Annotated in this window: 11 protein-coding genes and 1 rRNA gene; 9 read left to right on the forward strand and 3 right to left on the reverse strand. The window is 44.8% G+C overall.

What is annotated here, in order from left to right:
- Positions 1 to 33: 33 nt before the first annotated feature.
- Together rnpA and rpmH are read right to left on the reverse strand one after the other, a co-directional pair.
- On the reverse strand, positions 34 to 417 hold the full coding sequence (gene rnpA / locus ACWA2B_RS07300; protein WP_449291853.1) for a ribonuclease P protein component: 384 nt from the start codon (positions 415 to 417) through the stop codon (positions 34 to 36).
- 231 nt (positions 418 to 648) lie between these two features.
- Positions 649 to 783, reverse strand: coding sequence for a 50S ribosomal protein L34 (rpmH, locus tag ACWA2B_RS07305; protein WP_007433250.1), 135 nt, complete (start codon positions 781 to 783; stop codon positions 649 to 651).
- Positions 784 to 1856: 1073 nt separating this feature from the next.
- Here rpmH and dnaA point away from each other — a divergent pair.
- The 6 genes from dnaA to gyrB all read left to right on the forward strand — a co-directional run bounded on the left by dnaA (position 1857) and on the right by gyrB (position 8177).
- Positions 1857 to 3203: a chromosomal replication initiator protein DnaA gene (dnaA, locus tag ACWA2B_RS07310; protein ID WP_029518975.1), complete on the forward strand. Its 1347-nt coding sequence runs from the start codon at positions 1857 to 1859 to the stop codon at positions 3201 to 3203.
- A gap of 186 nt (positions 3204 to 3389) precedes the next feature.
- On the forward strand, positions 3390 to 4532 hold the full coding sequence (gene dnaN, locus ACWA2B_RS07315; RefSeq protein ID WP_029518977.1) for a DNA polymerase III subunit beta: 1143 nt from the start codon (positions 3390 to 3392) through the stop codon (positions 4530 to 4532).
- A gap of 47 nt (positions 4533 to 4579) precedes the next feature.
- A complete protein-coding gene (yaaA, locus tag ACWA2B_RS07320) occupies positions 4580 to 4798 on the forward strand; it encodes a S4 domain-containing protein YaaA (protein ID WP_029518979.1) in 219 nt (72 codons plus the stop codon).
- 54 nt (positions 4799 to 4852) lie between these two features.
- Positions 4853 to 5968, forward strand: a complete 1116-nt coding sequence (recF, locus tag ACWA2B_RS07325) for a DNA replication/repair protein RecF (protein WP_013308098.1) — start codon at positions 4853 to 4855, stop codon at positions 5966 to 5968.
- 16 nt (positions 5969 to 5984) lie between these two features.
- Positions 5985 to 6236, forward strand: a complete 252-nt coding sequence (remB, locus tag ACWA2B_RS07330) for an extracellular matrix regulator RemB (RefSeq protein ID WP_007433255.1) — start codon at positions 5985 to 5987, stop codon at positions 6234 to 6236.
- A gap of 30 nt (positions 6237 to 6266) precedes the next feature.
- Positions 6267 to 8177, forward strand: coding sequence for a DNA topoisomerase (ATP-hydrolyzing) subunit B (gene gyrB / locus ACWA2B_RS07335; protein ID WP_013308100.1), 1911 nt, complete (start codon positions 6267 to 6269; stop codon positions 8175 to 8177).
- 141 nt (positions 8178 to 8318) lie between these two features.
- Here gyrB and ACWA2B_RS07340 read toward each other — a convergent pair whose 3' ends face one another.
- Positions 8319 to 9146, reverse strand: a complete 828-nt coding sequence (locus ACWA2B_RS07340) for a YheC/YheD family protein (RefSeq protein ID WP_029518980.1) — start codon at positions 9144 to 9146, stop codon at positions 8319 to 8321.
- 466 nt (positions 9147 to 9612) lie between these two features.
- Here ACWA2B_RS07340 and gyrA point away from each other — a divergent pair, with 466 nt between their 5' ends.
- The 3 genes from gyrA to ACWA2B_RS07355 form a co-directional block, all read left to right on the forward strand.
- Positions 9613 to 12177, forward strand: coding sequence for a DNA gyrase subunit A (gyrA, locus tag ACWA2B_RS07345; RefSeq protein WP_029518981.1), 2565 nt, complete (start codon positions 9613 to 9615; stop codon positions 12175 to 12177).
- Between the two features lie 212 nt (positions 12178 to 12389).
- The gene (locus ACWA2B_RS07350; RefSeq protein ID WP_029518982.1) at positions 12390 to 13478 is read left to right on the forward strand and encodes an HD-GYP domain-containing protein; all 1089 of its coding nucleotides are present in this window, start codon (positions 12390 to 12392) and stop codon (positions 13476 to 13478) included.
- A 319-nt stretch (positions 13479 to 13797) separates the two neighbouring features.
- A 16S ribosomal RNA gene (locus ACWA2B_RS07355) occupies positions 13798 to 14146 on the forward strand; the annotation flags it as partial.

Raw genomic sequence — 14146 nt, forward strand, 5'->3', positions numbered from 1 at the left:
ATCATACCATATCCTGTAGGACAAAGATACTGACTATCGGCGTGAAGACTTGAGCAGCGAGGCTTTGCGTAGAACGTGCAGCACGCTTTTCTCCAGCTCTTGATACGACTTAGTAACTGCACCCTTACGAACGATAAAAATCAGATCAATCTGCTCCACCAATTCATGCTCATGATGGCGCACAATTTCCTTAACGATTCTGCGCATCCGGTTGCGAACTACTGCATTGCCGATCTTCTTGCTGGCCGAAATTCCGACGCGGAACTGCTCTACCTCTCTGCGGCGGAACCAGTACACCACAAACTGATGGTTGGCAAAAGATTTGCCATGGCGGTATACGCGCCCAAAGTCCGCCCGGTTTCGTAGACGCAATTTTTTTTTGCACGGCGCTTCTCCTTGCTCATCTCTTTTACACATGTCGGTAAGCTAACCTTTACCTTTTATATAGTAAGAAGTATGGACAACATTCCAACATGGTAATCTCGCTTATTTTATATCCGTTTTCAAAAGCTTCATCTAATATAGGACAGGATGCTGGGCTTCTCCCTCTTCTTTCACTACATTTTTACAACAAAAGAAGAAGGGATCGCATCCCTGAATACCTCAATTATGAAAAAAAAGACCACCGTAGTGGTCTTTATGCACGCATTACGCACTCAATACTTTTCTACCTTTTTGGCGACGAGCTGCCAAAACTTTACGGCCATTCTTCGTGCTCATTCTTTTACGGAAGCCGTGAACTTTTTTACGTTTGCTGACATTCGGTCTGAAAGTCGGTCTCATTGTGCTGCACCTCCTTACAAGGAATACGTTTTATATGGAATATACCTAACATAGCAATCTCCACAAAAAACACCTTTGTACATTTAACCACAAATAGCGGTCAAAGTCAATGTACTTATAAACCCTCTTCCTCTTTTTCCCCTTCAGGAAGCCTCCTCCTCTTTACCCCGCTGACTCACTTCACTCTTTTATTCCCTTATTTCATAAAATTCCTTTCGTCTTTCCTCCATTATCAGCATTCTATTTGTAGTTTTCACTCCTCCAAAACTGTCCTTTTTACATTTATTCATTCTGTAACTTGAATCCATCCTATTTTCAGATCGACGTTATCAGGTTCGTTCAAAAATATTGTCGGAAACGTTACCGGAAATTTTCAACAGAAAAATAAGCCTCTGTGACCAAAAGGCAACGGCAATTATACACAGATTCACAAAAAGAACTGAATTGTGATTTAAATGGTCATAACCTGTGCATAACGTTTTAGAGCGAAAAAGAGTTATTGTCGAAAACTGAACAAATTATAAACAATATCTTGTGTTGTGAATAAAAATTGTACACAACAGATTGAATTTGTGGATAAATAACCACGAGTCATTGAAATACAAGGCTTCTTTTGCTATGATGATATTACTTTTGAATGTGAATATGTTGTTTTACCCTCCATATTATCAACACCCTGTGGATAAAGTTGTGAACAAGTTCAATTTATCCATCTTTTTATTTTTGTGCGGATTCGGGATTCTGGGGATATATTCTACATTTTTCATTTGATTTCGACATATTGCAGTCCCGTTTTGGCCTGCGGGATCAAGAGAACGGATCGTGCCGCACATTCCCTCCTGAGAAATATCGCCTTTCTTCTGCTGGTCAGCAGCGGAATTTCCATTAGCTATTTTTCAGGGTCATTTTGTGCTGCGTTCTCTCACCACACTGCCGCATGTTTTAGGCGGCGGTATGTCTTTTTATGGCCTTCAACAACATTTTTGTGATTTTAGGCGTTTTGCCGAAGCGCCGAGAGCAGCTCTCTGCAGCTTAATTCGGTAAAATGTCAGGATTTAAAAGGAGTGACGTCTGTGGACAGCCATACCTCTGAACTATGGCAGCAAATTCTATCCATCATACAAACCAAGCTGAGTAAGCCGAGTTACGACACTTGGTTTAAGGCTACCAAGGCAGCGAAACTAAATGACCACTCCATTGTGATTTCTGCACCGACAACTTTTGCCGTGGAATGGCTTGAAAGCCGCTATACCAAGCTAGTCGGAGCAACGGTTTATGAGATTTTGGGCAAACAGCTAGAGGTCAAGTTCGTTATTGAAGAGAACAAGCCCGCCGAGGTCGACCTTCAGCAACAACCTCAGCAGCAGCCGGTCGTTCATGAAGAAGCTGTGTCCCATATGCTGAATCCCAAATATACATTCGATACATTCGTCATCGGATCGGGGAACCGTTTTGCCCATGCGGCATCGCTGGCCGTCGCCGAGGCGCCGGCCAAAGCTTACAATCCGCTGTTTTTATACGGTGGTGTAGGGCTGGGAAAAACGCATCTGATGCACGCTATCGGACACTATATTTTGGAGCACAATCCGGCCAGCAAGGTCGTTTATTTATCGTCGGAGAAGTTTACGAATGAATTCATTAATGCTATCCGGGACAACCGCGGGGAAAGTTTTCGGAATAAATATCGCAACATTGATATTCTGCTCATTGACGATATTCAATTCATTGCGGGTAAGGAATCGACGCAGGAGGAATTTTTCCACACGTTCAACGCGCTTCATGAGGAACGCAAGCAGATTATAATCTCAAGCGATCGGCCACCTAAAGAGATTCCAACGCTGGAAGAACGGCTACGCTCTCGCTTCGAGTGGGGACTCATAACGGATATCCAACCGCCGGATCTGGAAACGAGAATTGCTATTCTTCGTAAAAAGGCGCGGGCAGAAAACCTGGATATTCCCAATGAAGCCATGATGTATATCGCTAATCAAATCGATACAAACATCCGTGAGCTAGAAGGGGCGCTTATTCGCGTTGTCGCTTATTCCTCCTTAACCAATCAGGATGTATCAAGTCATCTCGCGGCTGAGGCGCTGAAGGATATTATCCCGTCCAGTCGACCAAAAATGATCACGATCCAGGATATACAGCACCAAGTCGGGGAATTTTACAATTTACGGCTGGAGGATTTTAAAGCGCGTAAACGGACGAAGGCTGTAGCTTTTCCACGACAGATTGCCATGTACCTGTCTCGTGAGTTAACCGATTATTCTTTGCCAAAAATCGGTGAAGCTTTCGGTGGGCGTGATCATACGACTGTCATTCATGCGCACGAAAAAATCTCCAAATCCATTCAAGTGGATCAGGATCTGTTTAAAGTTATCAACAACCTAATAGAAAAAATCAAAAATCCAACCTGAACAAGTTCAGAGCCTATACACAATTTATACACATGTGGATAGGCTTGATTTTATTAGGGTTACAGTGACTTATCCACATATTCAGTGCGCCTATTACTATTACTAATATATTTTAAAGATATACATCACCTAAATAAGGCCCGCGTCAACGCGTGCTTGAAGGATTAAAACCCGTAGGAGGAACTTATGAAGATCAGCATTCTGAAAAACGTTTTGAACGAGGCTATACAACATGTATCCAAAGCGATATCAAGTCGAACTACGATTCCAATTCTGAGTGGTATTAAGCTGGATGTGAATCACCAGGGAGTAACGCTGACCGCCAGCGATACAGACATCTCGATTCAATCCTTTATTCCGATGGAGGATGGTGACCAAACTGTCGTTCAGGTTGAACAACCCGGTAGTGTGGTGCTGCCTGCCAAATTCTTTGTCGAAATTATCAAAAAGTTGCCTTCGCAGGAGATTCGTATGGAGGTAAAAGACCAATTCCAAACCTTTATCTCGTCCGGTGCAACTGAAATTCAGATTGTTGGCTTAGATCCTGAAGAATTCCCGGTGCTTCCCAACATTGAAGAAAATCAAGTCATCTCTGTGCCAGGAGATTTACTTAAAAATATGATTAAACAGACGGTGTTCTCCATTTCCACCCACGAAACGACACCGATTTTAACCGGCGTGTTGTGGAATCTGGCTGAGGGGGAACTGAAGTTTGTGGCAACGGACCGCCACCGCCTTGCCACCCGCAGCGCTCATTTGGAGACGTCTGAAGGCTTGCGCTTTAGCAATGTTGTCATTGCGGGCAAAACGCTGAATGAGCTGAGCAGAATTATTCCAGACCAAAATATGCTTGTGGATATCGTAGTAGCGGACAATCAGGTATTATTCAAAGTAGATCGGGTGCTATTTTATTCCCGCATCTTGGACGGCACCTATCCTGATACTTCTAGAATTATTCCGACCTCCTACAAAACAGAACTGATTGTGGATACAAAAAGTTTAAGTGAGTCAATTGACCGTGCTTATTTGCTGTCCCGTGAGGAAAAAACGAATATCGTAAAAATGCAGTCGCTGGAAAATGGCGGTTTGGAAATTTCCTCTAGTTCCTCTGAGCTTGGCAAAGTGCGTGAGGAAGTAACGGTGTCCAAATTTGAGGGGGAGCCGCTCAAAATTTCGTTCAACTCCAAATACATGCTTGACGTGCTGAAGGTGATTGACAGCGAGCAGCTGACGATTGCTTTTACCGGCATTATGAGTCCCATTATTTTAAAACCGGCAGATTCCAGCAATGCGCTATATATCATCCTGCCATATCGCACAACCAACTGATGTCTAGCGTTAACCCACCTGAGGACAACCGAAAGGATGAACAAGCCTTGAAACCAATATCTATACAGACCGAATACATCAAGCTCGATCAATTTTTAAAATTAGCCGATTGTGTATCCACAGGAGGCATGGCTAAAGCCCTGCTGCAAGAGGGACAAGTCCGTGTGAATGGTGAACCGGAAGAACGTCGTGGAAGAAAACTGTACCCAGGTGATACCGTAGAAGTAGAGGACAACGGAAGTTTCGAGGTTACAGCAGGAGCATGATCGCCTGGGTGGCAAGGACTCCTTTTAGGTACGGAGTAACAAGGGGGACCCTATGTGTTTGTGAACAACATTGTTTTGCAGCAGTACCGGAACTATGAGCAGCTGGAACTGAATGAATTTGGTCCCGTTAATTTGCTGATCGGACAAAATGCGCAGGGCAAAACGAATCTGGTAGAGGCGATTTTTGTACTAGCTTTAACCAAAAGTCATCGAACGTCCCGCGACAAGGAGTTAATCTCTTTCGGGGCTACTTCCACTCACCTAGCCGCAGATGTGGATAAAAAATACGGGAAAATCAGACTGGATCTCGCGTTATCCACACAAGGCAAAAAAGCAAAGATCAACGGACTGGAGCAGCGTAAATTGAGCGATTTTATCGGTTCGTTAAATGTGGTCATGTTTGCACCTGAGGATCTGGAAATTGTGAAAGGAACACCGGGGGTCCGCCGCCGGTTTCTTGACATGGAAATCGGCCAGGTTGCGCCAGGCTATCTGTATCATTTGCAGCAATACCAGAAAGTATTGGTTCAGCGAAATAACCTGCTCAAGCAAGCTTGGGGTAAGGATATGGCGTCAGTGCAGCTGATGCTGGAGGTATGGAATGAGCAACTTGTTGAGCATGGTGTTAAAATTGTTAAAAAGCGGAAACAATTTATAACAAAGCTACAAAAGTGGGCTCAGGCTATTCATGAAGGGATCGCAGGTGGGACGGAAGAGTTAAAATTAACCTATGTTCCCTCCTTCAGTGAGCCAGAGGAAGAAGATGAAGCTGTCTTATTGGAGCGATTTATGATAAAGTTATCCCAAATGAGGGAACAGGAAATCCGCCGTGGCATGACTTTGGCGGGACCCCATCGTGATGATTTAGCCTTTGCCATTAACGGCAGAGAAGTGCATACGTATGGCTCTCAGGGGCAGCAGCGGACGACGGCCCTGTCCTTGAAGTTGGCCGAAATTGAGTTAATTCATGAGGAAATTGGTGAATATCCTGTCTTGCTGCTGGATGATGTTTTGTCCGAGCTGGATCCCTATCGTCAAACCCAGCTGATCGAGACCTTCCAAAGCAAAGTACAGACCTTTATCACGGCAACCGGGGTTGAGACTTTGAACGCAGAACGACTCAAGGATGCCAATATTTATCACGTCCACGACGGGCATGTGGAACACTAAGGAGTGAGTGACCGCTATGTATATTCATCTGGGTGGAGAAAAAATCATCCGCTCGTCAGAGCTTGTGGCTATTTTCGATATCTCGATTGAAAAATCCTCTAAAATCTCCAAGCAATACGTGAACCATGCCCAACAGCAAAAGCATGTCGAGATGATTGGCGAAGAGGAAGCCAAGTCCATCGTAGTTACTCAGAATACGGTGTATTATTCCCCCATCTCCTCAACAACACTCAAAAAGCGGGCAAACCAGTTTGTTGCCAATGCTTAACCATAGAATCTATAGAAGTAGGTGAAAGGCATGTCTATGAATCAACCGTCTTATGATGCGGGCGAGATTCAGGTCCTTGAGGGCCTGGAGGCGGTTCGGAAACGTCCCGGGATGTATATTGGCTCCACAAGCGCCAAAGGTCTCCATCATCTGGTCTGGGAAGTTGTGGACAACAGCATTGACGAAGCGCTGGCGGGTTATTGTGACAGCATTCAAGTTGTGGTTCACGAAGATAACAGTGTTACCGTTACAGATAATGGACGTGGTATTCCAGTAAGCGAACACGCCAAAATGAAAAAATCTGCGCTGGAAGTCGTTATGACTGTGCTTCACGCAGGCGGTAAATTCGGAGGCGGAGGGTACAAGGTATCCGGTGGTCTGCACGGGGTTGGGGTATCGGTAGTGAACGCTCTCTCCAGCAAAATGATTGTTCATGTTAAACGAGACGGACATCTGTATGAGCAGGAATATCACCGTGGTGCTCCGCAGTATGATGTCAGAGTCATCGGTGATACAGACGAGACGGGTACCCAAACGACCTTCTATCCGGACGATCAAATCTTTACAGAAACGACCGTATATGATTATGATACGCTCCAAACGCGGATTCGTGAGTTGGCTTTCCTGAATAAAGGCATTGCAATCAGCTTGACTGACGAACGGACGGGAGCTAGCGATACATTCCATTACGAGGGCGGAATCAGTGAATATGTGCAATTCTTGAATCAAAAAAGAGAAGCGCTACATGAACAGCCGATTTATGTCGAAGGCTCGCGGGATATGATTCAAGTCGAAGTTGCATTGCAATATAACGACAGCTATACCGAAAATATTTATTCTTTTGCCAACAACATCAACACCCATGAGGGCGGAACTCACGAATCAGGTTTCAAGAGTGCATTAACCCGGATTATAAACGATTATGCACGTAAAAATGGCTTGATTAAAGACAACAATGCCAACCTGACCGGTGACGATGTGCGTGAAGGATTGACGGCAATTATCTCCGTCAAAATTCCAGAACCACAGTTTGAGGGTCAGACCAAGACAAAGCTGGGTAACAGTGAGGTGCGAGGGATTGTCGAATCCTTATTCGCAGAGAAACTCCAGGAGTTCCTAGAGGAAAATCCGTCTGTTTCCCGCCGCGTGGTAGATAAATCATTACAAGCAGCACGTGCCCGGGAAGCAGCGCGTAAAGCGCGTGAGCTTACACGTCGCAAAAGTGCGCTGGAAATCAGTTCGCTCCCAGGCAAGTTGGCGGATTGCTCCTCTAAGGATGCTTCGATTAGTGAACTGTACATTGTCGAAGGTGACTCCGCAGGGGGATCAGCCAAGCAGGGGCGTGATCGTCACTTTCAAGCTATTTTGCCGATTCGTGGTAAAATCCTGAATGTTGAAAAGGCACGCTTGGACCGTATTTTGTCCAGTGATGAAATCCGGTCGATGGTAACAGCAATGGGTACAGGGATCGGAGACGACTTTGACATCGCCAAAGCCCGTTATCACAAGGTCATCATCATGACAGATGCGGATGTCGACGGCGCCCATATTCGTACGTTGTTGCTGACGTTCTTCTATCGGTACATGCGTAAAATCATTGATGCAGGCTATATTTATATTGCTCAACCACCATTATTCAAAGTAGAGCGTAACAAAGTTGTACGTTATGCGAACTCCGAGGCGGAACGTGATGAGATCATCAGGGAATTTGGAGAAAACGCGAAGTACAATGTACAGCGCTATAAAGGTTTGGGTGAGATGAATGCGACCCAACTTTGGGAAACTACGATGGACCCTGAGAGTCGTACTATGCTTCAGGTAACTGTCAGTGACGCGATGCTGGCTGATACACTGTTCAATACCTTGATGGGTGATAATGTAGAACCTCGTCGTGACTTTATCCAAGAGCATGCAAAGTACGTGAAAAATCTTGATTTCTAATGTGTAACGTTCCTTCCTAGTGGCTGTATTACATGCTCATTAGGTAGTATTTTGTAAGAGTTCACGAGGGGCGCCCAAATGGGCGTCCCTTTTCTTGTCATTAACCAGCCCGGGTGTATTTGAATATCTAATCTCATTGTTTTAGGCTTTTTTCTTAGAGCGCACGGGTTTACCTGTCGACGGAGAGTATCGGCCGTAGCCTACTGCATATCTGAATATTTTATGATAGAGGCTTTTGTTTGGAAGGGAAGAGAATACCTTGATTGCTGGTCTCGTATTAACCTCAAGAATCCACGGATAATTTTGCTGATCCAGTCCCACATCTAATCCGATTTCCCTTAAACGTGGGTATTTTTTTTGCAACTGCCAGGCTACCCGTTCGCCCATTTTCGATAATTTTTGCTCCAGTCGTACAGCTTCCTTTACATCCATATATGGAGCGACCAGCTCATTGAAAAAGCGTGTTGTCCCACCGCTGTGATGATTGGTGACGACTTTGTCAGGAGCAGCTACGCGTCCTACAATAAGTGTTGTTTCCCATTGGTGTCTCAAGTTCATCTGGGTTAATACCCTCAGATCGAAGGGGCGTTCTTCATGCTGAAGAAGTGGAATTCCACGTTGGATCAGATATGGACGTTTTCGTATGCGGGAAGAAACCACTCTGTGCAGATCTTCTAGACTTTCGAAGGTGAAAATGTCTACTTCATAGCGAAGCACATACCAAGTTCTCTCTTCGATGATTCCTTCTTCTGTCGGCGGGAGCGGCTCTGTCAGCCTCTCTGCCCGCATAACCCCTTTTCCATAAGTACCGTTATCCGGCTTAATATAGACAGTACCATACACGGCCAACATTTCGTTTAAGTGATCAAATGTGTACAACCGTGTTTCCGGTACATAAGCAGCCAATGTCGGATTGGGGAGAATGGCATTTGTTTTGGTCCACTTACTGGATACTCGTTGAATAGACAAGTAATCTCATCCCTTTCTTTTCGAAATATGAGTCATGTACTTGGAATCCGCAACACTTTAACAAAACAAGGGAAACTAAAGGACAAGCGCGTAAAACAATGATATAATAGAGAAATACGGCGTTTTTCGGAATTTTGCTAATTGAACCCTGACCGTATACGTATTGTATGTGGAAAAGGCCCTTATGGTGGGGGCTAATCCCCAGCTCTGGGGAATTTGTTATAATCAGGGCTTGTGAGTTGTACAAGAGAATAGCGATCTGCTACAGGCAGAAAGAGAATGACGAGGGATTTACGCTGTAAAGAGGACAGATGCGTTTAATTGTGCTCTTTTTGTGAAAGTAATATAATTATACAGATGAGGATTTCAGCCAAAATCCTGCGCAGAGAGCGGAGTGTATAGGCAGTATCTTGTTAGGCTTTTCACATAGAGAGCATTGTATTGAAGGATAAGAAGGAGGACCAGCATGGCGGATCAAAATAACTCGCAAATCATCAATAGGGATATCGGAGTGGAAATGCGCGAATCCTTTATGGATTATGCCATGAGTATTATTGTTAGCCGTGCCTTGCCTGATGTGCGGGACGGACTGAAGCCGGTACACCGTCGTATTTTGTATGCGATGTCCGAGCTAGGCATGTCGCCAGATAAGCCTTACAAAAAATCGGCAAGAATCGTCGGCGAAGTTATCGGTAAATATCACCCTCATGGTGATACGGCTGTATATGATACGATGGTGCGGATGGCGCAGGATTTTTCCTTGCGTTACATGTTGGTGGATGGACACGGTAACTTTGGCTCCGTGGATGGAGATATGGCCGCTGCGATGCGTTACACCGAAGCACGGTTGTCCAAGATTGCCATGGAAATGCTACGTGATTTGAACAAAGAGACCGTTGATTTTATGCCGAACTACGATGGTGAAGAGAGCGAGCCTGTCGTATTACCAGCACGTTATCCTAACTTGCTGGTGAATGGGGTCGGCGGGATTGCAGTCGGGATGGCTACCAATATTCCTCCGCATAACTTGGGAGAGGTTATCGATGGTGTACAAGCACTGATCGAAAACCCTGACATTACGCCGATGGAACTTATGGATTATATTCAAGGACCGGATTTCCCGACAGCAGGTTATATTTTAGGACGCTCTGGTATCCGTCAGGCGTACCAGACGGGCCGCGGATCTGTGACCATGCGTGCAAAGACCACCATAGAAGAGATCGGCAATAAAGCACGGATTATCGTGCATGAGCTGCCTTACCAAGTGAATAAGGCTCGTCTGGTTGAGAAAATTGCCGAATTAGTACGTGACAAACGTATTGAAGGCATTACGGATCTGCGTGATGAATCGGACCGTACGGGTATGCGTGTCGTTATTGAGTTGCGTAGAGATGTGAACCCGAATGTCGTTCTGAATAATTTGTTTAAACATACAGCTATGCAGTCGAATTTCGGTATTAATATGCTTGCCATTGTAAACAACGAACCGAAGATTCTAAACCTGAAGGATGTCTTGTATCATTATCTCAAACATCAGGTCGAAGTTATTCGTCGCCGGACAGAATTTGATCTGAAAAAGGCCGAAGCTAGAGCACACATTCTGGAAGGCTTGCGCATTGCTCTTGACCATCTGGACGAAGTTATTGCCTTGATTCGTTCTTCCCAAACTGCAGAAGCAGCTCGTGAAGGACTGATTGAGCGTTTCTCGCTCACTCTTGAGCAGTCTCAGGCTATTCTCGATATGCGTCTGCAACGTTTAACCGGTTTGGAACGTGAGAAGATTGAGAACGAATATAACGAGCTAATACAAAAGATTGCGGAATACCGTGAGATTTTGGCGAACGAGCATCTGGTACTCAACATCATTAGCGAAGAGCTGAATGAACTTAAAGGGCGTTTCGCTGATGAACGTCGCACTGAAATTACAGTGGGTGAAGAGAGTATTCTGGATGAGGATCTCATTCCGCGTGAAGATGTTATTATTACTGTAACCCATACGGGATATATCAAACGCCTTCCTGTTACCACCTATCGCAGTCAAAAACGCGGTGGTCGTGGTGTAGTTGGTATGGATACCAAAGATGAGGATTTCGTAGAGCATCTGTTCATTACGAATTCACATCATCATTTGTTATTCTTTACCGACAAGGGTAAGGTATATCGAATTAAGGCCTATGAGATTCCTGATCTAAGCCGGACAGCCCGGGGAACACCGATTATTAACCTGATTCAGATTGAACAGGGTGAGTCGATCAATGCGGTAATTCCAATCGAGGAATTTGTGGAGGATAGCTATCTTTTCTTTGCGACTCAGCATGGGATTATTAAGAAGACACCGCTTGACGACTATGCAAATATCCGCAAAGGTGGCTTGATTGCCATTAACTTGCGTGAAGATGACGCCCTGATCGAAGTGAAGCTGACGGACGGACAGCAGGAAATGATTATTGGTACAGCACAAGGCATGTCTATCCGTTTCCCTGAAAGTGATGTACGGTCTATGGGCCGTAGCGCTACAGGGGTTAAAGGGATCAACCTTGATGAGAGTGATGCTGTAATTGGTATGGACATCGTGGATACCAGCCTGGATATCCTGATTGTAACGGCCAAAGGTTATGGCAAGCGTACCCCTGTTATGGATTATCGTATCCAAAGCCGTGGAGGTAAGGGGATCAAGACGATTAATGTTACGGAAAAAAATGGTCCAGTTGTCGGTCTCAAGGTTGTAAAAACCGAAGAGGATCTGATGATTATTACAGCTAGTGGCACCTTGATTAGGACCAGCATGGGGGAAATCTCCACGATGGGTCGGAATACACAAGGGGTAAGATTGATTAATATTCGCGATGATGATTCGGTTGCAACGGTTTGTCGAGCGAACAAGAATGAGGAGCAGGATGAACTGCTTGAAGAATTATTAGAGGGTGGGGAAGCTGGAGAGGGCTCATCTCTATCATCTGTTGAACCAACTCTCGAAACGAATACAGAAGATACGGAAGGTAACGACCCAGAATCTTCTGAGGGCGAATAAGAGCCTGAATATGGAACAACAGTAGTTACTAAATTTTAGATGGAAGAGACTCTCTGACTATTTGGTCGGGGAGTCTTTCTTTTTCTGGCTAACGAATTCAGACAAGTATGCTTTAAATGGCATAAAATGAATGTACAGGATCATTCCCAAGTAATATAATGACATCATAACTGGCAGCTGGAGCAGCTGTTGTGAGAACAGAGAGGTTGACCATGACAACTGTACCCGTATCCGAATTAAAAGCAGGACTTAGATTGCAAAGCGATGTATTTACAGAAATGGGCAGCTTGCTGCTACCGAAAGGGCGCATTCTGCTACCACGTGACTTGGAGATTTTACAGGCGTTCCTGATTCAGCAAGTTGAGGTAGGGACGGATGATCTTACAAAATCCAGTAGCGAGTCTACGACTGTTCGATCTGGAATATCTGAATCGCAAGGACCTTCGTTAGATGGACGAGATGAATCTGAACAATTTCAGGATGAGTATGACAAAATGGTGATGCTCGTTAAGAACGCATTTCAATCGGTACTCGTCTCTAATTTATCTATATATGAACTGCGAGGACAATTGGAGTCCTTACTGGTGCACATTCAGCGCTATAATGTAATGACCTATACTCCGCCCGCCATGATCGAAGTGGACTATATTTTTCACAACGCCGTGCTAACCTCCCTTACTTCCTACTCCATTGCACAATGGATCGGATTACCTCAAAAGGATTGGATGCAGGTGGCTTTTGCTGGATTGCTTCATGACATAGGGAACGCTAAAATGGACCCGGCCATTCTGTACAAGCCCTCCAAACTAACGTGGGAAGAGCAAGAAGAAATACGTAGTCATACATCACTAGGATACCAGTTGCTTAAAAATGTGAAAGCTATTAACGAAGGTGTGCGTTTGGCAGCTCTTCAGCATCATGAGAAAGTGGACGGTACTGGATATCCACTGCGTCTTAAAGGTGAACAAATCCACATCTACGCTAAAATCGTTGGAGTGGCTGATGTATTCCATGCCATGACTCTAGAGAAAACATACCGGCCTGCCCAATCACCGTATCTGGTTCTAGAGCAAATCAAGTCAGAATCATTTGGAAAGCTGGACCCAAGTGTTGTACAAGTTTTTATTCATAAGTTAACCCAATTCAATAATGGAACCAAGGTGCGCCTCAATGATAACCGTACAGGGGAAATTATATTTGCTGATCGAGATCATCCGACTCGTCCGTTGATTCAAGTAGATGGGGAAATTATTAACTTAATGCTGCAAAGAGAGCTTTATATTGAGTGTATTGTTACTTAACTAAGTATTTTGAAAAAAGAGTTGCATACTGTAAGAAAAGTATGATATATTATTTCTTGTCGCTTCAAGTGTTATCAAGAAGAGCGAAAAACACTTTTGAAAAAAAAGTGTTGACATAACTCTAGGGAATATGATATGATATAAAAGTTGCTGAGGGGTTGAACAAAACGCCGAGGCAGACAATGGATGTTTGATCTTTGAAAACTGAACAACGAGTGAGTAAAATGATTTTGTTCGCAAAATCAAACAAGAGATATTTTATCTCGTCAGTTTCAAAATGAGCTTATCGCTCTTTCTATAAACCAACTTCGGTTGGTCTTTAATGGAGAGTTTGATCCTGGCTCAGGACGAACGCTGGCGGCGTGCCTAATACATGCAAGTCGAGCGGGGTTATGTAGAAGCTTGCTTCTACATAACCTAGCGGCGGACGGGTGAGTAACACGTAGGCAACCTGCCCACAAGACAGGGATAACTACCGGAAACGGTAGCTAATACCCGATACATCCTTTTCCTGCATGGGAGAGGGAGGAAAGACGGAGCGATCTGTCACTTGTGGATGGGCCTGCGGCGCATTAGCTAGTTGGTGGGGTAAAGGCCTACCAAGGCGACGATGCGTAGCCGACCTGAGAGGGTGATCGGCCACACTGGGACTGAGACACGGCCCAGAC

Source organism: Paenibacillus sp. CMM36 (assembly GCF_053570945.1).

Excerpts from the sequence above, each read along its gene's own strand:
- rnpA (WP_449291853.1), bottom strand. The coding sequence starts at position 417 with ATGTGTAAAAGAGATGAGCAAGGAGAAGCGCCGTGCAAAAAAAAATTG.
- rpmH (WP_007433250.1), bottom strand. The coding sequence starts at position 783 with ATGAGACCGACTTTCAGACCGAATGTCAGCAAACGTAAAAAAGTTCAC.
- dnaN (WP_029518977.1), top strand. The coding sequence starts at position 3,390 with ATGAAGATCAGCATTCTGAAAAACGTTTTGAACGAGGCTATACAACAT.
- remB (WP_007433255.1), top strand. The coding sequence starts at position 5,985 with ATGTATATTCATCTGGGTGGAGAAAAAATCATCCGCTCGTCAGAGCTT.
- gyrB (WP_013308100.1), top strand. The coding sequence starts at position 6,267 with ATGTCTATGAATCAACCGTCTTATGATGCGGGCGAGATTCAGGTCCTT.
- gyrA (WP_029518981.1), top strand. The coding sequence starts at position 9,613 with ATGGCGGATCAAAATAACTCGCAAATCATCAATAGGGATATCGGAGTG.
- ACWA2B_RS07350 (WP_029518982.1), top strand. The coding sequence starts at position 12,390 with ATGACAACTGTACCCGTATCCGAATTAAAAGCAGGACTTAGATTGCAA.